This is a genomic window from Microbacterium sp. NPDC055312, assembly GCF_053645675.1.
This window is the reverse complement of the sequence record NZ_JBSHMU010000002.1, coordinates 816,011-835,602: the sequence shown is the minus strand read 5'-3', so window position 1 is coordinate 835,602 and position 19,592 is coordinate 816,011. Positions and strand designations below refer to the sequence as shown.

Here is a 19,592-nt window from a genome sequence, read left to right as displayed (position 1 = left end):
TGCACATTCCGGGCGCGAGGCGGGTTGTGCACGGCGGCGGGGAGTCGGCGTCTTCTTCTGCTGCGGCGGCCCCTAGTCTCGAAACCCCATCGAGAGGAGACCCCATGTCCGTCTTCACCGTCGACACCGACGCCGTCCAGGCCGCCAACGGTGCCGCCTACGCCACCATGGAGCGGCTGCAGAGCGAGTCCGCCGCGCTCATGGCGCAGCTGAACCAGCTGCAGTCGTCGTGGACCGGCACCGCGGCCGCCGCGTTCCAGCAGTGCAGCGAGCAGTGGCGCGGAGCGCAGATGCATGTCGAGCAGGTGCTGGGATCGATCAGCGGCGCGCTCGGTTCGGCCGCGGCGCAGTACGCGGATGCCGATCAGTACTCCGCGAGTCTGTTCCGCTGATGACATGCAGAACGCCCCCTGCCGTGCGGCAGGGGGCGTTCCGTTACAGCTGGGGCCGGGACTCAGAAGTCCATGCCGCCCGACGGGTCAGCCGGCATGGCCGGAGCCTTCTCGGGCTTGTCGGCGACGACGACCTCGGTGGTCAGGAACAGGCCGGCGATCGACGCCGCGTTCTGCAGCGCCGAGCGGGTGACCTTGGCCGGGTCGATGATGCCCTGTGCGAACATGTCGCCGTACTCTCCGGTGGCCGCGTTCAGACCGTGGCCGGCGGGGAGCTCGGAGACCTTGTGCGACACGACGCCCGGCTCGAGGCCGGCGTTGATCGCGATCTGCTTCAGCGGAGCGCCGGTCGCGACGCGGACGATGTTCGCACCGGTCGCCTCGTCACCCTCGAGGTCGAGGGTGTCGAGCACCTTGGCCGACTGCAGCAGCGCGACGCCACCACCGGCGACGATGCCCTCCTCGACGGCGGCCTTCGCGTTGCGGACGGCATCCTCGATGCGGTGCTTGCGCTCCTTGAGCTCGACCTCGGTCGCAGCCCCCGCCTTGATGACGGCGACGCCACCGGCCAGCTTCGCGAGGCGCTCCTGCAGCTTCTCACGGTCGTAGTCGCTGTCGGTGTTCTCGATCTCACGACGGATCTGCGTGACGCGACCCTCGATGGCGGACTGCTCGCCCGCGCCCTCGACGATCGTGGTCTCGTCCTTGGTGACGATGACCTTGCGCGCACGGCCGAGCAGGTCGAGCGTGGTGTTCTCGAGCTTGAGTCCGACCTCTTCGGTGATGACCTGGCCGCCGGTCAGGATCGCGATGTCCTGCAGCTGGGCCTTGCGACGGTCACCGAAGCCGGGGGCCTTGACGGCGACCGACTTGAAGATGCCGCGGATCTTGTTGAGCACGAGCGTCGCGAGAGCCTCGCCCTCGACGTCCTCGGCGATGATGACGAGCTCCTTGCCGTCCTGGATCACCTTGTCGACGACCGGCAGCAGGTCCTTGATGTTGCCGATCTTCTGGTTGGCAATGAGGATGTACGGGTCCTCGAAGACAGCCTCCTGGCGCTCCGGGTCCGTCACGAAGTACGGGTTCAGGTAGCCCTTGTCGAAGCGCATGCCCTCGGTGAGCTCGAGCTCGGTGCCGAAGGTCTGCGACTCCTCGACGGTGACGACGCCCTCCTTGCCGACCTTGTCGATGGCCTCGGCGATGAGCTCGCCGATGGCGGGATCAGCGGCCGAGATCGACGCGGTGGCGGCGATCTGCTCCTTGGACTCGATCTCCTTGGCGCTGTTCAGCAGGTCCTCGGTGATCGCCGCGACGGCCTTCTCGATGCCGCGCTTGAGCGAGATGGGGTCGGCGCCGGCTGCGACGTTTCGCAGACCCTCGCGGACCAGTGCCTGAGCGAGGACGGTCGCGGTGGTGGTTCCGTCACCGGCGACGTCGTCGGTCTTCTTGGCGACCTCCTTGACGAGCTCCGCACCGATCTTCTCGTACGGGTCGTCGAGCTCGATCTCCTTGGCGATCGACACACCGTCGTTCGTGATCGTGGGGGCGCCCCACTTCTTCTCGAGCACGACGTTGCGACCGCGCGGGCCGAGGGTCACCTTGACGGCGTCGGCCAGGGTGTTCAGGCCGCGCTCGAGGCCACGACGGGCCTCCTCATCGAAAGCGATGATCTTTGCCATGAGTCTTTCGTCCCTCCCGGACGTAGGCGATGGGGTATTAGCACTCCAAGTGCGCGAGTGCTAACACCAGTCTGGCACTCGACCCATGGGAGTGCAAGCCGCGACCGAAAGCGCGGACCCGTCGTCAGGGCGCCGGCGCCTCGGTGGCGGGCGCCGAGGATGTCGCCTTGTCGACGCCGATCACGACCGTCAGCTGCGACCTGTCGGAGTCGTTCATCGCGGCGTAGAAATCGCTCTGCTTGACCTCGGCACCGCCGAGCACCTCGGCGAGCCCGAGGGCCGCGCCCTCATCGGCATCCTCGACGTAGAACACCGTCGTCTTCGAGAACTCCTGCGACGCCCCGTCGCTGCCGAACACGTCGTCGGTCGACCACCCCTCGGCGAGCAGCTTCTCGCGCACCTCCGCGACGCGCCCCTTCTGGGATGTCGCGTTGAGGATCAGCACGCGGTACGAGGGGTCGACCTGGGCGACCACGCCGGGCTGGGTCGACACCGGAGCCGGCGTCTCGCCGCCGAACAGCGAGATGCGATCCATCATCACCAGCGACACGAAGATCCCGCACACGATGAGCACGAGGGCGACGGCCGCCGACCACAGCAGCACGACGAGGCCGTTCATGCCCGGCTGCTCGGCACGGTGCGCGCCGACGCGTCCGGTGGTGCGCGGAACGTCGTCGAATCGATCACGGGAGAGCTTCTGCACCCCTCGATGCTAGCGGGCGACTTCCGTGAGTCCGCACGGAGCGGCGGCCGGCCCGGGTGCGCCCGCGACGGCGTCGTCAGCCGACGAAACCGCGCATGCGTGCGGTGCGCTGCACCGCCCTGCGCTCGCGCAGACGGCGCAGTCGCCGCACGAGCAGCGGGTCGAAATCGAGGGCCGCTTCGGTCTCGATCAGCCGGCCGAGCAGCTGGTAGTAGCGGGCCGGGCTCATGCCGAGCTGTGCCCGGATGGTCTCCTCCTTCATGCCGCCGTGACGCGGCCAGGCCGCCTCCAGCGTCAGGATCGCACGATCGCGATCGGAGAGTTCACCGAGCATGTGCTCAGGCTACGCGGGATCGGCTCCGATGCCGGCGCGCCACTCCCACCAGCGGCCGAGCGGGTCGGCATCCGCCACCACGCGCCCGTCGAGCGCGACGGCGAAGCCGCGGAAGGCGGCCGGATCGACCGCGGGACGCCAGGCATCGTGCAGCGCCGGCGGGTCGATCGTGATCCAGTGCGCGTCGAGGCCGCGGATGCGGCCGATCAGTTCGGTGCGTCGCGACCGGGGCAGGTAGACGAGCATTCCCGGTGTGGTGACGACCAGTGTGGCCTCCGCCGGGGCGGCCGCGGCCATCGTCTCCAGCTGCTCGATCGCGTCGCCCGCACGCAGCAGCGGCGGGTCGGCCGAGGCGACGGCCATCGCCGCGGCGATGCGCTCGCTGCGCTCGTGCTCACCCGGCCAGATGAGCGACTCGAGCCAGGCGCGACCGGCGGGCGTGCGCACGTCGATCGGGTCGAGGTCGATCCCCGCCCGCCAGATCACCTCGGGCACGTGCAGCGGGGGCAGCTCGCCCGACACGGTGCTGCGCAGCAGCACCGGAGACGGGCCGGCGGGCGGGTCGAGCAAGCGCCGAGGGATGCCGTCGGCACCGTCGATGCGGAACGAGAACCGGTCGGGGTACAGGCACAGGCCCGCCGCGGCGCCGAGCTCGAGCAGCGCGATCGGCCCGTCGACCAGGCTGAGCGCGGGCAGCAGAGCAGCCAGCCGCAACGGCTCGTTGATCTGCACCCCGCGACGCGCGCACTGCGCGACCAGGGCGCCGGCGTGCGCGAGCACGAACTGCCGCCACGACCGGTATCCGCCTACCGGGGCACCGAGCAGACGTGACACGGCGAACACCAGCGGGGGCTGGCGCTGCTGCGGGGTCAGCCGCTCGAGCACGGACTGCACCTCGGCATCCGTCGCGACACCCGTCGCCCACTCGACGTACACCGCGCTGCGTCCGGGTGCCTCCTCGCGGGCGAAGCGGCGGTAGCGCTCGGCGACAGCATCGGTCATCCCGCCATTGTCCCAGCGGCAGGCCCCAGGCGCCGCAGAAGGTGTGTCTCCCGACCGGCCCGCGCGCGTCGCGGAGGCGAGAGAATAGACCCATGGGTTACAGCGTGAACAAGACGGATGCCGAGTGGCGCGCCGAGCTCGGCGATGAACAGTACGCGGTGCTGCGCACCGCAGCGACGGAGCGCCCGTGGACGGGCGAGCTGCTCGATGAGGAGCGCGCCGGGCTCTACACCTGCGGCGCGTGCGGCGCGGAGCTCTTCCGCAGCGGCACGAAGTTCGATTCGGGATGCGGCTGGCCGAGCTTCTACGAGTCGGTGCGTCCTGAGGCCGTGGAGCTCATCGAGGACACTTCGCTCGGCATGGTGCGCACCGAGGTGCGCTGCGCCGCGTGCGGATCGCACCTCGGGCACGTCTTCCCCGACGGCTTCGGCACTCCCACCGGCGATCGCTACTGCATGAACTCCGTGGCGCTGTCGTTCACTCCCGACCCGTCGTGAGTGCGCTCGACGCCGTCCGGCGCCGCGCATCCTGGTCGCGGGTGACCGACGACGCTCCCACCCGCGAGCAGCTGCTGCCGCTGATCGAAGCAGCGGGGCGGGTCGCCGATCACTCGTCGCTGCGGCCGTGGCGGCTGATCGAGCTGCGCGGCGATGACCGTCTGACGCTGGGAACGGCGCTGGCCGCGGCGGATGGGGACGACAAGCCCTCGACCAAGCCGATGCGGGCGCCGCTGCTGCTCGCCATCGTCGCCTCGTACCGCGAGAGCGACAAGGTGCCGCGGTGGGAGCAGGAGGCGGTCGCCTCCGGCGTCGCCCACACGCTCAGCCTTCTGCTGGACGAGGCAGGCTGGGGCGTCATCTGGCGCACGGGAGGCCTCACCCGTTCGAAGGCCGTCGCCGAGGCGCACGGTCTGACGCAGAGCGAGCAGCTGCTCGGCTGGCTGTACGTCGGCGGCAAACCCGAGGGCAAGGACGCCGGCCGTCGCAAGCCGGTGGATGCCGACGCGCTGCTCACCGCGATGCCCTCCCGCGCGGCGTCCGCGGAGCCGCGTCAGAACGGAACGGCGTCGAAGGACGAGCCGGCGAAGAAGAAGGCCGAGGCGGAGAAGAAAGCCGCGAAGAAGGCGGCCAAGAAGGCAGCGAAGAAGGCCAGGAAGAAGGCCAAGCGCGAGGAGCCCTGAGTCAGCGACGGCGCGGCAGAGCGACGACCACGGATGCCGCGGCGACGATGAGCATCGCGGCAAGCTGCCATGGTGCAGGGCCTCGGTCGACCGGCCAGACGACGTCGATCACCACCGACGTCACCAGCTGCCCCAGCACGCTGCCGAGCCCGAGCAGCAGAACCCCGGTGTAGGGCACCAGCCAGGCTCCGAGCAGGATGTACGCGAAGCCGAGCAGGCCGCCGGCGTACAGCCAGGGCTCGGCGGGGAGCGCCTCGGGCATCCCGATGGTCGAGATGCTGACCGCCGCCGCGGCGAGCAGCACGACGGTGCCGGCGACGAAGCTCGTCAGCGTCGCCGTGAGCGGCGACGCGACCCGGCGCGCGAGGCGACCGTTCGCCGCCGCCTGCCACGCGATCCCCGCCCCGGCCGCGAACGGCAGCAGCAGCAGCCACAGCGGCGAGGTCGCCAGCACGTCGCCGGCAAGCGAGACGCCGACGGCGGCGAGGGCGAGCGCCCCGCCGATCACCCGTCCCGCGGTGATGGCGACGACTCCCGACGGGCCGACGCCGATGCGGTCCAGCAGCAGGCCGTGCAGCGTCTGGCCCGCCACCACGCCGACGGTGAACAGCGACACCCCCAGCACGCCGGCGACGAGCCCCTGCGTGGTGACCGTGAGAGCGCCGCAGGTGCCGCCGAGAAGCATCCAGAACGGGATGGTGCGGGAGCGGATGCCGGTGAGCAGCCGCGCCGCGCCGGCTCGGCCGGACGGCAGCGCGAGCATCACCGCGATGAGGACGACGAGCCCGACGGAGAACGAGATGAGACCGGCGACGACGCCGTCGTCGATCCGGACCCCGAGGACGCCGTTGATCCTGGCCTGGACGGCCGTCATCGCCCCGATGGAGACAGCACCACCCACGGCGATCCATGCAGGCAGCGGGCGAGGGGGCGTCACTCGCTCCAGGCTACCCGGAGCCGACTCCGCTCGCCGTTCGCGACAGCCCCTTCACCATGTCGGTGCCCGCCGTTACCCTGTCGGCATGTGCGCGAGCTACGGACTGGATCCCCGTTTCACCGATGCCGAGCTGCTGGCCGAGGCCGACGAGGCGGTGCTCGACGGGCTGCGCTCGTGGGCCGAGCACAACGCGGGCGAGACACTGCGTCCGACCGGCAAGAACCTGCGCAACCTGAATCCGCTGCTGACGGCGGCTGACGGCGAGGCCGCACTCGAGCCCGCCTGGTGGGGTTTCCTCGTCGACGGGCAGCCGGCGAAGTTCCCGTCGATCAACACCCGGTCCGAGCGCCTGCAGGACCGCCCCGGCGGTCTGCGCGCCCGGGGCCTGGTGCCGGCCACGGGCTGGTACGAGATGCGGAAACCTGACCGGATCTGGCATGAGTTCGGCCTCGGCCGAGGCGTGTTGTTCGGCATGGCCGCGGTCACGCAGCGCGGCCGCACCCCCGACGGCGAGTGGATCACGTGCTACTCGATCGTGATGCGTCCCGCTCCCCCGCACCTGGCGGACATCCACGACCGGATGCCGGTGCTGATCCCCACCGCGTTCGCCGACGACTGGCTGCACGGCGATCCCACTCGCGATCTCATCGACGAGGCTCTGCTCGCCGCCGCCGGCCTGGACGATCGGGTCGCCGCCGCGCCGCGGGACGACGACAGGGGCGCTCAGACCCTCTTCTGACGCGGACGAGGCACGTGCCCCTCGCGGATGCACGTGCCTCGTCAGTGGAGCCGACTACGGGACTCGAACCCGTAACCCCCGTATTACAAGTACGGTGCGCTACCAATTGCGCCAAGTCGGCGAGCCGTCATCCAGCATAGCGACGGCGGGCGGGTCAGCCGCGCCGTTCAGCCGGTTCAGGACGCGGGCGTGGTGGGCGTGGGCGTCGGGGTCGGCTTCGTCGAGCCGAAGTACTCGTCGCTCGCGACGGTGAGCACGAACTGCGAGAACTCCGCGGGGTCGTTCAAGGCGCCGACGTACGACTTGCCGCCGACGAGGATCAGCGCCTCGTTGTTCAGCTTCAGGTCGTCGGTGCCGGGCAGCGGGCCCTCGAGAGCGCGATCGGTGGCGGCCTTCGCCCATGACACGAAGTCCTGCTTCTCGATGCACGAGCGCACCTTCTTGGCATCCGACACACCGACGGCGACCGCGAGATCGGCCAGGTCGGCGTCGCTGCGGCCGTCGCTGTCGGGCTCGGGCTGTCCGGCGAGCAGCTCGTGGTTGTAGTCGTAGAAGCTGTCCGGGGCGTAGGTGGCGACGCAGGCGGCGGCACCGGCGGCGCGCAGCGAGTACTTCGTGCCGTTGGAGCTCGCGGTGAGCAGAGCGACCGGGTGGTACGTCACGGTGACAGCCCCCTCCGAGATCCAGCCCGCGAGCTGACGCGCGTTGGCGCGCTCGAACTCGGCGGCTCCCGCCGAGAGGTAGTCGACGTAGATGTGGATCTCGGTGGGCTTCGCGCCTGCCGAGGCCGACGGGTCGGGCTCTGGTGTCGCGCTCTCCCCCGTCTCAGAGGCGTCCTCCGACGGCGACGGGCTCGCCGCTGCGCCGGTCGGGTCTGCCGAGACCTTGGTCACCGTGACCCCGTCGCCCGACATGCCGCTCGGGCTGAGCTGGGGCTTCGAGATCGACGAGCTGACGGCGTAGGCCACGGCGGCGCCGATCGAGCCGACGGCGAGAATCGCCACGAGACCGATGATGAGCCGTCGCATCAGTCGCGCCCGGGACTGCTGGGCGTGCACCAACTGTGCCTTCTCCCGCACGGCTTCGCGCGAGTGGCGAGCGGCGGGGACGTTCGGCGTTTCGTCGCTCGACATCGTTCCTCTTGAAGATCGGGTGGGACGGGTGATCCCGCGGCCGCGGAGACTGCGGCACCGGGTTCGATGTTAACGAGGCAGCCTGGGAAATACCCAGACGCACGCTGCCATGCCATACTGATCCCGACCCGATGGCGGGTCACGGCGGGCAGCGTCTGCCGCTTCCATCACGAAGGATCGTCCGGCACGTACCTGCCGGTGAAGGAGAAACCATGGCCACCGTTACGTTCGACGACGCCACCCGCCTGTACCCCGGCGGCACTCGTCCGGCAGTCGACAAGCTGAACATCGAGATCGCCGATGGCGAGTTCCTCGTTCTCGTCGGCCCGTCCGGCTGCGGAAAGTCCACCTCGCTGCGCATGCTCGCCGGTCTTGAAGAGGTCAACGGCGGCCGCATCCTCATCGGCGACCGCGACGTCACCGACGTGCCGCCGAAGGACCGCGACATCGCGATGGTCTTCCAGAACTACGCCCTGTACCCGCACATGACGGTCGCCGAGAACATGGGCTTCGCCCTGAAGATCGCCGGCGTCGGCAAGGAGGAGCGCGCGAGCCGCGTTCTCGAGGCCGCCAAGCTGCTCGACCTCGAGGAGTACCTGAACCGCAAGCCGAAGGCCCTCTCGGGTGGCCAGCGTCAGCGTGTCGCGATGGGCCGCGCGATCGTGCGCCAGCCGCAGGTGTTCCTCATGGACGAGCCGCTGTCGAACCTCGACGCGAAGCTGCGCGTGCAGACCCGCACCCAGATCGCCTCGCTGCAGCGCCGGCTCGGCGTCACCACGGTTTACGTCACCCACGACCAGACCGAGGCCCTGACGATGGGCGACCGCATCGCGGTGCTCAAGGACGGCATCCTGCAGCAGGTCGGCACCCCGCGCGACCTGTACGAGAAGCCGAACAACGTGTTCGTGGCCGGCTTCATCGGCTCGCCGGCGATGAACCTGTTCTCGGCCGACCTCGCCGAGGGCGGCGTGCGCTTCGGCACCGAGGTCGTGCCGCTCGACCGCGACACCGTGGGCCGCGCCACCGGGTCGCAGGTCACCGTGGGCGTGCGTCCCGAGGACATCACCGTCGGCCCCGCCGACGGCAAGGGCCTCTCGGTCGTCGTCGACCTCGTCGAGGAGCTCGGCGCTGACGGCTACCTCTACGGCCACACCGACATCAACGGCAAGCGCACCGACATCGTGGCGCGCGTCGACGGTCGCAACCACCCGAACGCCGGCGAGACGGTCACGCTGGCTGCCAACCCCGGTCACGTGCACGCCTTCGACATCGAGTCGGGCGAGCGCCTCAACGACAAGCCGGTCGTCTCGGCCTGACGAATCAGCACACGCGGCGCGGGTGGACCTCATGGTCTCCCGCGCCGCGGTGTTCTCGGAGGAGAAATGCAGGAGTCGCTGCGCATCACCGCCAGCACTATCGACCCGGGGCTGCTGAGCCTGCCCTGGTCGACCCCGCTGGGCAAGTGGCCGTCGGAGCACATCGTGTCGCTGCCGAAGGGCCTCTCCCGCCACCTCGTGCGCTTCGCGGATCTGTCCGGACGCGTGGTCGCGGTCAAGGAGACCACCGCCGAGATGGCGCAGCGCGAGTACGACATGCTCGGAAACCTCGGCCGCCTCGACGTGCCCTGCGTCAGCCGCGTCGCGGTGATCGCCGGACGCACCGATGCCGACGGCAAGGCGCTGCCCGCCGCGCTCGTCACCTCGCATCTGCGCTTCTCGATGCCCTATCGCGCGCTGTTCACCCAGACGCTGCGCCCCGACACCGCCACCCGCCTGGTCGACGCCCTCGCGCTGCTGCTCGTGCGGCTGCACAACGTGGGTTTCTACTGGGGCGACGTGTCACTGTCGAACACGCTGTTCCGTCGCGACGCGGGCGCCTTCGCCGCCTACCTGGTGGATGCCGAGACCGGCGAGCTGCATGAGGAGGGCCTGACCGACGGGCAGCGGGCGTACGACCTCGACCTCGCGCGCACGAACGTCGCCGGCGAGATCATGGACCTCGCCGCCGGTGGCCGGCTGGAGGGCGGTGTGGACGCGCTCGAGATCGCCGACGGCATCGTGTCGTCGTACCGCTCGCTGTGGGCGGCGCTGACCGACGAGGAGTCGTTCTCGACGGGTGAGACGTGGCGCATCACCGAGCGGGTCGAGAAGCTCAACGCGCTCGGCTTCGACATCGACGAGATGTCGATGGAGACCACCGCAGACGGTACGACCGTGCGCATCCAGCCGAAGGTGGTCGACGCCGGTCACCACCAGCGACGGCTGATCCGCCTCACCGGTCTCGACGTCGAGGAGAACCAGGCACGCCGGCTGCTCAACGACCTGGACGAGTTCCGGGTGCGCTCCACCAAGGCGTGGGCCGAGGAGGAGATGTACGCGCACGAATGGCTGACCCGTGTCTTCGAGCCGGTCGTGCGCGCCATCCCCTACGATCTGCGCGCCAAGCTCGAACCCGCCGAGGTGTATCACCAGGTGCTCGAGCACCGCTGGTACCTGTCGCAGGCGCAGTCGCGGGCGGTGCCGCTCGCCGAGGTGCTCACGAGCTACATCAACGACGTGCTGCGGCACCGCCGCGACGAGGCGACCATCATGGGACCGCCCACCGAATCGCTGGGCGTTCCGGTGGAGACCGGTTCGGTCGAGGTGTCGGCCGAGACCGCCGCGATCGACTGGCGCGACCTGGTCTGACCGCTGCCGCCGGATGGTGCCGGGTGGCGGTGACGGCGCCCCTGCATGCCATCCCGACCGCGATCGCGCAACCCTCACCTGTGTCGGCACCGCCCGGGCATACGCTGGCCTGGTGACAGCCGATGCCGTGCCGGAGAGTCGTGGGCAGGTGCGGGTGAGCGTCGTCGTGCCCGTGTTCGACCCGGGGCCGGCGTTCGACGACCTGCTGGCGTCGCTGGACCGTCAGACTCTGGATCCCGCGGAGTTCGAAGTGCTCCTCTGCGACGACGGGTCGGACGACGACACCCGCGACCGCCTGAAGCGGGCATCCGAGAGCAGATCGAACCTGCGCGTGCTGCACCTCCCGCACACCGGCTGGCCCGGCACGCCCCGCAACCACGGGATCGATGCCGCTCGCGGCAGATACATCCAGTTCGTCGATCAAGACGACTTCCTCTTCGACGCCGCGCTGCAGAAGCTCTGCGACTATGCGGACGCCCACGGCTCCGACGTCGTCATCGGCAAGGAGGTCGGGATCGGGCGCGAACTGCCCACCCGCATCTTCCGCCGCGATGTGCCTCGAGCGACGTTGGACGATGCTCCGCTGCTCGAGATGCTCACCCCCCACAAGATGTTCCGCACCGCCTTCCTCCGCGAACACGGCATCCGCTTCCCCGACGGACGGGTCCGGCTGGAGGATCACCTCTTCGTGATGCGGGCGTACTTCGCGGCGGCGACCATCTCGATCCTCGCCAGCGAGCCGTGCTACGCCTGGGTGAAGCATCCGGGCAGCGCCAGCTCGTCGCGCATCGACGCCGAGACCTACTTCCCCCACCTCGAGAGCGTGCTCGATCTGGTCGAGGCGCACACCGAACCCGGCGCGCGGCGTGACCGGCTGCTGCGGCACTGGTTCCGCGGAAAGATCCTGAAGCGGCTGGAAGGCCGCCGGATGCTGGCGTATCCCCCGGACTACCGGGATCGTCTGCTCGACGTGGTCGTCCCCCTCGCGCACCGGCGCTTCGGCCCGGGTGTCGACGCGGGCCTCAGTCTTCCGCACCGGATTCGCGGATACCTGCTGCGCGAGGACCGCCGCGCCGATCTGGTGCGTTTCGCCGAGTTCGAGGCGGGGCTGCGCTGCCGGGCGACCATCGTCTCGGCGGCGTGGTCTCGGGGCGGCGGACTGCATCTGAAGATCGACATCGCCCTCACCAGCGGTGACGCCGACACGCCGGTCTTCATCGCAGACGGCTCCGGCTCGGAACGGCTGGCGGCGCCCGCGGAACTCGCCGACCTGCCGGCGGAACTCCTCGCGCTTCCCGCCCGGAAGGCTCGCAACGACCGGCTCGAGATCGTCCGGTTCGCGGCCGACGGTCGCGGAACGAGAAGCGAGGTGGCCCGCGTGCGCACGGCCGGTCGGCGTCCCACCGCGGTCGCCGTCGACCCGCTGCAGGTCTTCGCCCCGGACGACGCGAGCAGCACGGCGATGCTCGTCGCCCGGGTCCGCCGCGCCGGGTGGACGTTCGACGTGCCGCTCACGGCGGATCGGCGCATCCTCTCAAGCCTCGGACGCTCGCCGTTCCTCGCCGGGCGCCGGTGCACGCTGGCGCCGTCCGGCGACGGCGTCGAACTGCGCCGCGAATGGCCGTCGGGGCGATGGAGGGAAGCCGCCGGGCGCGCGGCGCGCGCGGCGCGCCGGATGTCCCGACGCCGCTGACCTCCCCGCCGCCGAGCCCGCTCTGCACCCACCGGCTCACCGCCGGGCACGTCCGCGCATCCGCCGCGCGGGGCCTACTGCGCGGCGGCTCGCACGGTCGACACCTGGTACAGCGCGACGGATGCCGCGATGCCGGCGTTCAGCGACTCGGTGGCGCCCGAGATCGGGATCGACACGATCTGGTCGCACGTCTCGGTGACCAGGCGCGAGAGCCCCTTGCCTTCCGAGCCGACGACGATCACCACGGGCCGATCGGCCAGCTCGAGTGCGGGAAGGGACACGTCTCCCCCGCCGTCGAGACCGAGCACGAACACGCCCTGCTTCTTGAACTCCTTCAGCAGCGTGGTGAGGTTGGCGGCCAGCGCGACGGGCAGCCGCGCCGCCGCGCCGGCGCTGGTCTTCCATGCCGCACTGTTCACGCTCGCCGAGCGGCGCTGCGGCAGGATGATGCCTTGGCCGCCGAAGGCGGCGGTCGAGCGGATGATCGCCCCGAGGTTGCGCGGATCGGTGATGCCGTCGAGGGCCACGAACAGCGGCGTCTCACCGCGATCGATGACCTGCTCGAGCAGATCCTGCGGGTGCGCGTACTCGTACGGCGGCACCTTCAGCGCGACGCCCTGGTGCACGCCGTCGAACCCGGCCATGCGGTCGAGCTCCTGGCGGGTCACCTCGAGCACGGGGATCTCGCGGTGCCGCGCGATCGAGAGCATCTCCTTCACGCGGTCGTCCATCTCGACCCGCTGCGCGATGTAGAACGACGTCGCGGGGATCTTGGTGCGCAGCGCCTCGAGCACGGAGTTGCGGCCGGTGACCGTCTCGGTGTCGTCGGTCGCCTTGCCGCGCGCCTGCCGGTTCATGTCGCGCCCCTGCGGCTTCTGACCACCCACCTTGCCCTTGCCGCCGGCTGCGGCGAAGCGCTCCTGGGCCGCCTTGCGCTTGCCGGCGACGTGCCAGGAGCGGTCCTCGGCCTTGGGGGTGGGGCCGCGGCCCTCGAGCGATTTGCGGCCGAGACCGCCGGTGCCCTTCGTGGCACCCTTCTTCTTGCTGTTGCCCGCTCCGGGGCGGCCAGGCTTAGCCATCGATACTCCAATGCGTTCCGTCCGGAGTGTCCTCCAGAGTGATTCCTGCCGCAGCGATCGCATCTCGGATGCGGTCGGCTGCGGCCCAGTCCTTCTCCGCGCGCGCCTGCGCGCGCTGCGTGATCATCGTCTGCACGAGCGCGTCCAGGGCGGATGCCTCGGCCCGGTCGTGCATGTCGGCGCTCCATTCCCGCGCGAGCGGGTCGACCCCGAGGATGCCGGTCATCTCGCGCACCTGCATCGCCGCGAGCTGCGCGTCGGCGCTGCGTCCGGCATCGAGCATGCTGTTGCCGGCCCGCACCGTCTCGTGCAGCACGGCAAACGCCTGCGGCACGCCGAGGTCGTCGTCCATCGCGGACGCGAATGCGGCCGGCAGCAGCTCGGAGCCCGGCTCTCCGCCGTCTACGGTGCGCTCCGCCGACGCGGCGGGGAGCCGCGCGGCGCGCTCGAGGAACGACCGGATGCGTCCGAGCGCGGCATCCGCTTCCGCGAACGACGAGTCGGTCAGGTCGAGGCTGGAGCGGTAGTGGGCCGCGGCGAGTGCGTAGCGCACGACCAGCGGGTGGTGAGCGTCCAGCACGTCGGATGCCAGGGTGAAGTTGCCCAGCGACTTCGACATCTTCTGCCCGGCGACGGTCACCAGACCGTTGTGCACCCAGTACCGCGCGAACCGGTCGCCGGCGGCGGTCGACTGGGCGAGTTCGTTCTCGTGGTGCGGGAAGCGCAGGTCGAGTCCGCCGCCGTGGATGTCGAACTCCGCGCCGAGAAAGCGGCGCGCCATGGCGGAGCACTCGATGTGCCAGCCGGGGCGACCGGCGCCCCACGGCGAGTCCCAGACGGCATCCGGCTGCTCGTCGCTCTTCGCGCCCTTCCACAGCGCGAAGTCCTGCGGGTTGCGCTTGCCGCGCGGATCGGCGTCCGCCGCGGCCTCCATCGCATCGACCGACTGACGCGTCAGCTCGCCGTACTCGGGCCAGGAGCGCACGTCGAAGTAGACGTCACCCGACCCGTCGGGCGCGGCGTAGGCGTGCCCGCGCTCGATGAGGCGCGCGATCAGCTCGTGCATCTGCGGGATGAACCCGGTCGCGCGCGGCTCGTAGGTGGGCGACAGGATGCCGACAGCGGCATACGCCTGCGAGAACTCCTGCTCCATGCGGTACGCGAGCGCCCACCACGGCTCGGCCTCGCTCGCATTCGCGAGCACTTTGTCTTCGATGTCGGTGACGTTGCGCACGAACGTGACCCGCTCATAGCGGTGTTCGAGCCAGCGACGCAGCAGGTCGAAGCTCAGGGCGGCGCGCACGTGCCCGATGTGCGGACCGGACTGCACGGTGGGTCCGCAGACGTACATCGTCACGTTCGAGGGATCGAGCGGGGCGAAGTCGCGCAGCTGCTGCGCGCGCGTGTCGTACAGGCGGATCGTCACCGCACAAGACTACCGGGGCGACGCGGTGCGCACCTGGGCGTGCGCTCCCCCGTCAGATCCGGTGGATGAGCGCGACCGCGGTCACCGCGACGCCCTCGCCGCGACCGGTGAATCCGAGCCCGTCGGTCGTGGTCGCCGAGACCGTGACCGCCGCGCCTCCCAGCGCGGCCGAGAGCACCTGCTCCGCTTCGCCTCGGCGAGCGCTGAACCGCGGCCGGTTGCCCTGGAACTGCACCGACACGTTGCCGATCGCGAAGCCCGCCTCGGCGAGCATCGCGGCGGTGCGCGTGAGGAACACATCGGCGTGCGCGCCCGCGTACTCGGGGTGGGCGGTGCCGAAGTGCTGCCCGATGTCGCCGAGCCCGGCCGCGCCCAGCAGGGCGTCGACCATGGCGTGTGCCACGGCATCCCCGTCGGAATGCCCCGACAGCGGGTGCTCACCCGGCCACTCCAGACCGGCGAGCCACAGGTTCCCCTCGCCGCCGAAGGCGTGCACGTCCGTGCCGACGCCGATGCGGGGCAGCGTCAGAGCGCCCGCCCTCGCGGCGAGCAGCAGCCGTGCGCGCTCGAGGTCGCCGGGAGTGGTGATCTTGAACGCGCGCTCGGATCCGGCGATGCGACGCACGGCGCCCCCGGCCGCGGCGAACAGGGCTGCGTCGTCGGTGTGGTCGTGCCCTGCCGCCCGGGCCGTGGCGTACGCGTCCTGCAGCGCCGCCCGCGGAAAGCCCTGGGGCGTCTGCGCGGCGGCGAGAGCAGAGCGGTCGACGGGACCGGTGACATCGTCACCGTCGACTCTCTTGAGGGTGTCGACGACGGCGAGCGCGGGGATCACCCCGGCGTCGGTCACCGCTGCCGCCACGGCGTCGAGCTGCGAGGCCGGGGTGAGAGCGCGCGCCGCGTCGTGCACGAGCACGACGCGCACGTCGTCGTGCAGGGCATTCAGCCCGGCGGCGACCGACGCCTGCCGGGTCGTCCCTCCGGTCACGACCGTGGCGAGGTGGCGGCGCTCGCCGGCCGACGCGGCGATCTCGTCATCGACCCGGGTCTCCCACCCCGCCGGCGCCACCACGACGACCTGCATTGGGCCCGCGGCGAACACACCGTCGAGCGCGTGACGCAGCACGGTGCGGCCGTCGAGGTCGGCGAGGGCCTTGGGCACTCCGGCACCGAGCCGCGTGCCGGAGCCGGCGGCGACGACGATGATCGCTGTGGTGGGGATCGCAAGCGCAGTCACCCCCTCACGCTATCGCGGCCCCGCGGCATGCGAAGAGGGCGGATGCCGCAGCATCCGCCCTCTTCGCAGTCCAGTCGTCTGCGCGCTCGTCAGGAGGCGAGCACCTCGTCGAGCAGAGCGCCGGCCTTGTCCTCGTCGACCTTCTCGGCCAGAGCGAGCTCCGACACGAGGATCTGACGGGCCTTGGCGAGCATGCGCTTCTCGCCCGCGGAGAGACCGCGATCCTGGTCGCGGCGCCACAGGTCGCGCACGACCTCGCTCACCTTGATCACATCGCCCGAGGCGAGCTTCTCCAGGTTCGCCTTGTAGCGGCGCGACCAGTTGGTGGGCTCTTCCGTGAACGGGGCGCGCAGCACCTCGAAGACGTTCTCGAGACCCTCCTTGCCGATCACGTCGCGAACGCCGACCAGGTCGACATTCTCGGCAGGAACCTCGATGATGAGATCACCCTGCGTGACGTTGAGCTTCAGGTACTTCTTGGTCTCCCCCTTGATCACGCGGTCCTTGACCTCGATGATCGTCGCGGCTCCGTGATGCGGATAGACGACGGTTTCGCCAACCTCAAAAAGCATAAAAACGTGTCCTTTCGGCAATCTCCAGGATACCACAGCCGTTATGCAGTAAGGTACGCGCCGACCGCCTCGCGAGCGGCATCGGTCCTCGCCGCGCACGGCAGACCCACTACACTGGTGCAGGACACCCGTCGCACCTCAGGAGGATCCGTGAACTCGCGCTCTGCTGCGTCCATCGCTCCGCGTCTCGTCGCCGTCATCGCCCTGGGCTCGGCGCTCGCGCTCGGCACGACGGGATGCACCTTCATCACGCACCAGGCGACGACGAACCCGTACCCGGCATCGGATGGCGTGCCCTTCGACGAGACCGGCGGCGATGTCGTCGCGCGCAACGTCTTCGTGGTCACCACGGAGGACGGCGAGGTGGGCAACCTCGTCGGCGCGTTCATCAACGAGGGCTCGAAGAGCAGCACGGTCGACATCGACGTCGCGGGCGAGCAGCTCACGCTGCGTGTGCCCAGCGAGGACCGCGTCAGCCTCGGCGGCGACAAGATGCCGCTGCGCATCGAGAACCTCGGCGTCAAGCCCGGTGCGACCGTCGAGGTGCTCATCGTCTCGGGCGACGGGGAGGCGATCCCCGCACAGGTGCCCGTGCTCGACGGTTCGCTCGACGAGTACGCCGACCTCGTGCCGTCGGCGGAGCCCACCAGCAGCGCATCCTGACTCCCGCGGCGACAGCCGCGACAGCGAAGAGAGGCCGGTTCCCTGGGGAACCGGCCTCTTCTGCATCCGGCGGCCGCTCAGCCCTCGAAGCGGTAGCCGAGCCCGCGCACGGTGACGAGCATGACCGGCTCGCCCGGGTTCTGCTCGATGCGCGAGCGGATGCGCTTGATGTGCACGTCCAGCGTCTTCGTGTCGCCGAAGTAGTCGCTGCCCCAGACGCGGTCGATCAGCTGTCCGCGGGTGAGCACCCGCCCCGCGTTGCGCATGAGCACCTCGAGCAGCTCGAACTCCTTCAGCGGCATGTTGATCTCGGATCCGTCGACGGCGACCGTGTGCCGGTCGATGTCGAGCGTGACCCGGCCGCCCTCCAGCACGCGCTCGTCGAGCTCGGCGTCCGCCTGCACCACACGACGCAGCACGGCGCGCATGCGGGCCAGCAGCTCGCGTGACGAATACGGCTTCGTGATGTAGTCGTCTGCGCCGAGCTCGAGCCCCACGACGATGTCGACCTCGGAGTCCTTCGCGGTCAGCATGATGATCGGCACGCTCGAGGTCTGCCGCACCCGGCGGCACACCTCGGTGCCCGCCATGCCGGGAAGCATGAGATCGAGCAGGATGATGTCGGCGCCGCGCTCGCGGAACGCCGCCAGCGCCCCCGGTCCGTCCTCGCAGATCTCCACCTCGTAGCCCTCGCGCCGCAGCAGGTAGGCGAGCGGGTCGGCCAGATCGGGCTCATCCTCGACGAGCAGGATGCGGGTCATGCGAACTCTCCATTCCGGGTGTCGCGTGTGCGGGCATCCCCGTCCACGCGCTTCTTCTTGGTCTTCCGCTTGGACTTCTTGTCGCCCACGCTGCCGGGTGGGCTCGCGAGCGGCAGGCGCATCGTGAACGTCGAGCCCCGGCCGGGACGCGACCACACGCGCACCTCGCCACCGTGCCGCTGGGTCGCGTGCTTGACGATCGACAGTCCGAGCCCGGTGCCTCCGGTACGCCGCGAACGCGCCTCGTCGGCGCGGTAGAAGCGCTCGAAGATGCGCTCGAGATCGGCATCCGCGATCCCGATGCCCTGATCCGTCACCGCGATCTCGACGACGTCCCCGTCGACCTTCACGCCGACGCCCACGCGCGACCCGCGGGGCGAGTAGACGATCGCGTTGGCGATGAGGTTGCCGACCGCCTCGATCAGCACCTGCGCATCGCCGCGCACCCACGCCCCGCGCTCACCGCCGCGGCTCAGCGCGACACCGGCGGAATCCGCCTGCACCGAATGCGCCTCGATCGACGCCGCAACGACCTCGTCGATCGCGACGGGCTCGACCTGCGACAGGCTCTCCGCCGCCTGCAGGCGCGACAGGCTCAGGATGCGACCGGTGAGCTGTCCGAGACGGGATGCCTCGGCCGAGATCCGTGCGGCGAAGAGGCGCACCTGCTCGGCGTCGTCGGCGGCCGATTCGATCGCCTCCGCGAGCAGGCTGACCGATGCGACCGGCGTCTTCAGCTCGTGACTGGTGTTCGACACGAAATCGTTGCGCATCTGATCGAGGCGCTCGCGCTCGGTGACGTCGCGGATGATCAGCAGGGTGCGCTGCGGACCGACCGAACTCGCCCGCGCCGACACCAGGCGCGGATCCAGCGACGCACCGCCGGTGAATCGCATCGTCTCGGTCGCGTCGGCGCCGCTGTCGCGCACGCCGCGCACGAGCCGCCGCAGGTCACCGTTCTCGAGTATCGATCCCTCGCGGATGCCGAAGCGCGCCGCGGCGTTCGACGTGGCGACCACGAGTCCCGAGGCGTCGAGCACGCAGGCGGCGTCATCCATGCCGGCGAGCACGTCCGAGATGCCTGCGGGCACCGACGAGGAGGTCTCCTGCAGAGCCAGCGCGCGCATGCGATACGCCCAGCTCACCAGCAGCACGGCACCCGCCCCGATCAGCGCGCCGACGGCGAGGGAGAACAGCGCCAGCTGAGCGGAATCCATGCCTCCCAGAGTAGAGGTCGCCGTGCCGATCATCGGACGTGCACCGCGTGGTCATGCGGCGGAGAGACTAGTATTCACGTTCCCGGCACCGTTCGTTAACCTTCGACCCGGACAATCGTTCCGGCCGCGCGAGCGCGTGCCCCGGCATGCCGTGCCGAACC

19 protein-coding genes, 1 tRNA gene and 1 pseudogene are annotated in these 19,592 nt (G+C 70.4%); 8 read left to right on the top strand and 13 right to left on the bottom strand.

Going from position 1 to position 19,592, the window contains the following annotated elements; all coding sequences use genetic code 11:
- The first annotated feature begins 104 nt into the window (after positions 1-104).
- The gene (locus ACWIDW_RS08485; protein WP_071640562.1) at positions 105-392 is read left to right on the top strand and encodes a WXG100 family type VII secretion target; all 288 of its coding nucleotides are present in this window, start codon (positions 105-107) and stop codon (positions 390-392) included.
- A gap of 62 nt (positions 393-454) precedes the next feature.
- Here the strand turns inward: ACWIDW_RS08485 and groL are convergent, their stop codons facing one another.
- The 4 genes from groL to ACWIDW_RS08465 form a co-directional block, all read right to left on the bottom strand.
- Positions 455-2,071, bottom strand: coding sequence for a chaperonin GroEL (gene groL, locus ACWIDW_RS08480; protein WP_454124442.1), 1,617 nt, complete (start codon positions 2,069-2,071; stop codon positions 455-457).
- A 124-nt stretch (positions 2,072-2,195) separates the two neighbouring features.
- The gene (locus ACWIDW_RS08475) at positions 2,196-2,774 is read right to left on the bottom strand and encodes a LytR C-terminal domain-containing protein (protein WP_454124440.1); all 579 of its coding nucleotides are present in this window, start codon (positions 2,772-2,774) and stop codon (positions 2,196-2,198) included.
- 76 nt (positions 2,775-2,850) lie between these two features.
- Positions 2,851-3,108 carry a DUF3263 domain-containing protein gene (locus tag ACWIDW_RS08470; protein WP_454124438.1) on the bottom strand — a complete coding sequence of 86 codons (258 nt, stop codon included), beginning with the start codon at positions 3,106-3,108 and terminating at the stop codon, positions 2,851-2,853.
- Between the two features lie 9 nt (positions 3,109-3,117).
- Positions 3,118-4,110, bottom strand: coding sequence for a DUF2332 family protein (locus tag ACWIDW_RS08465; RefSeq protein WP_454124436.1), 993 nt, complete (start codon positions 4,108-4,110; stop codon positions 3,118-3,120).
- 92 nt (positions 4,111-4,202) lie between these two features.
- Here ACWIDW_RS08465 and msrB point away from each other — a divergent pair, with 92 nt between their 5' ends.
- Both msrB and ACWIDW_RS08455 read left to right on the top strand, forming a co-directional pair.
- The gene (msrB, locus tag ACWIDW_RS08460) at positions 4,203-4,607 is read left to right on the top strand and encodes a peptide-methionine (R)-S-oxide reductase MsrB (RefSeq protein WP_454124434.1); all 405 of its coding nucleotides are present in this window, start codon (positions 4,203-4,205) and stop codon (positions 4,605-4,607) included.
- Positions 4,604-5,134 (top strand): annotated as a pseudogene (locus ACWIDW_RS08455) (nitroreductase family protein); the annotation flags it as partial. The gene msrB and the pseudogene ACWIDW_RS08455, both read left to right, overlap by 4 nt.
- 157 nt (positions 5,135-5,291) lie before the next feature.
- On the opposite strand, the gene ACWIDW_RS08450 reads toward ACWIDW_RS08455, so the two are convergent.
- Positions 5,292-6,227 carry a DMT family transporter gene (locus tag ACWIDW_RS08450; protein WP_454124432.1) on the bottom strand — a complete coding sequence of 312 codons (936 nt, stop codon included), beginning with the start codon at positions 6,225-6,227 and terminating at the stop codon, positions 5,292-5,294.
- An 85-nt stretch (positions 6,228-6,312) separates the two neighbouring features.
- Between ACWIDW_RS08450 and ACWIDW_RS08445 the strand changes: the two genes are divergently transcribed.
- Positions 6,313-6,966, top strand: a complete 654-nt coding sequence (locus ACWIDW_RS08445) for an SOS response-associated peptidase family protein (protein WP_454124431.1) — start codon at positions 6,313-6,315, stop codon at positions 6,964-6,966.
- A gap of 45 nt (positions 6,967-7,011) precedes the next feature.
- Here the strand turns inward: ACWIDW_RS08445 and ACWIDW_RS08440 are convergent.
- Together ACWIDW_RS08440 and ACWIDW_RS08435 are read right to left on the bottom strand one after the other, a co-directional pair.
- A tRNA-Thr gene (locus ACWIDW_RS08440) sits at positions 7,012-7,087 on the bottom strand.
- Positions 7,088-7,142: 55 nt separating this feature from the next.
- Entirely contained in the window at positions 7,143-8,099 is a 957-nt protein-coding gene (locus ACWIDW_RS08435) for a DsbA family protein (protein ID WP_454124429.1), read from the bottom strand.
- A gap of 212 nt (positions 8,100-8,311) precedes the next feature.
- On the opposite strand from ACWIDW_RS08435, the gene ACWIDW_RS08430 reads away from it, so the two are divergent.
- The 3 genes from ACWIDW_RS08430 (at position 8,312) to ACWIDW_RS08420 (ending at position 12,479) form a co-directional block, all read left to right on the top strand.
- Positions 8,312-9,415, top strand: a complete 1,104-nt coding sequence (locus ACWIDW_RS08430) for an ABC transporter ATP-binding protein (RefSeq protein WP_454124427.1) — start codon at positions 8,312-8,314, stop codon at positions 9,413-9,415.
- Between the two features lie 66 nt (positions 9,416-9,481).
- Positions 9,482-10,786, top strand: a complete 1,305-nt coding sequence (locus tag ACWIDW_RS08425; RefSeq protein WP_454124426.1) for a DUF4032 domain-containing protein — start codon at positions 9,482-9,484, stop codon at positions 10,784-10,786.
- Positions 10,787-10,898: 112 nt separating this feature from the next.
- On the top strand, positions 10,899-12,479 hold the full coding sequence (locus ACWIDW_RS08420) for a glycosyltransferase (RefSeq protein ID WP_454124424.1): 1,581 nt from the start codon (positions 10,899-10,901) through the stop codon (positions 12,477-12,479).
- 74 nt (positions 12,480-12,553) lie between these two features.
- On the opposite strand, the gene rlmB is transcribed toward ACWIDW_RS08420, so the two are convergent.
- The 4 genes from rlmB to ACWIDW_RS08400 all read right to left on the bottom strand — a co-directional run bounded on the left by rlmB (position 12,554) and on the right by ACWIDW_RS08400 (position 16,790).
- Entirely contained in the window at positions 12,554-13,558 is a 1,005-nt protein-coding gene (gene rlmB, locus ACWIDW_RS08415; protein ID WP_454124423.1) for a 23S rRNA (guanosine(2251)-2'-O)-methyltransferase RlmB, read from the bottom strand.
- Complete coding sequence (cysS, locus tag ACWIDW_RS08410) at positions 13,551-14,984, bottom strand: cysteine--tRNA ligase (RefSeq protein WP_454124421.1); 1,434 nt, start codon at positions 14,982-14,984, stop codon at positions 13,551-13,553. Before cysS ends, rlmB begins: the two co-directional genes overlap by 8 nt.
- Positions 14,985-15,036: 52 nt before the next feature.
- Entirely contained in the window at positions 15,037-16,218 is a 1,182-nt protein-coding gene (ispD, locus tag ACWIDW_RS08405; RefSeq protein WP_454124419.1) for a 2-C-methyl-D-erythritol 4-phosphate cytidylyltransferase, read from the bottom strand.
- Positions 16,219-16,307: 89 nt separating this feature from the next.
- Positions 16,308-16,790 (bottom strand): CarD family transcriptional regulator, encoded by a 483-nt coding sequence (locus ACWIDW_RS08400; protein ID WP_313355911.1) that lies wholly within the window; start codon positions 16,788-16,790, stop codon positions 16,308-16,310.
- A 150-nt stretch (positions 16,791-16,940) separates the two neighbouring features.
- Here ACWIDW_RS08400 and ACWIDW_RS08395 point away from each other — a divergent pair, with 150 nt between their 5' ends.
- Positions 16,941-17,453, top strand: a complete 513-nt coding sequence (locus tag ACWIDW_RS08395) for a DNA modification methylase (protein ID WP_454124417.1) — start codon at positions 16,941-16,943, stop codon at positions 17,451-17,453.
- A 77-nt stretch (positions 17,454-17,530) separates the two neighbouring features.
- Here the strand turns inward: ACWIDW_RS08395 and ACWIDW_RS08390 are convergent, their stop codons facing one another.
- A complete protein-coding gene (locus ACWIDW_RS08390) occupies positions 17,531-18,214 on the bottom strand; it encodes a response regulator (RefSeq protein ID WP_454124416.1) in 684 nt (227 codons plus the stop codon).
- Positions 18,211-19,431 (bottom strand): sensor histidine kinase, encoded by a 1,221-nt coding sequence (locus ACWIDW_RS08385; RefSeq protein ID WP_454124415.1) that lies wholly within the window; start codon positions 19,429-19,431, stop codon positions 18,211-18,213. Before ACWIDW_RS08385 ends, ACWIDW_RS08390 begins: the two co-directional genes overlap by 4 nt.
- Between the last annotated feature and the right edge of the window lie 161 nt (positions 19,432-19,592).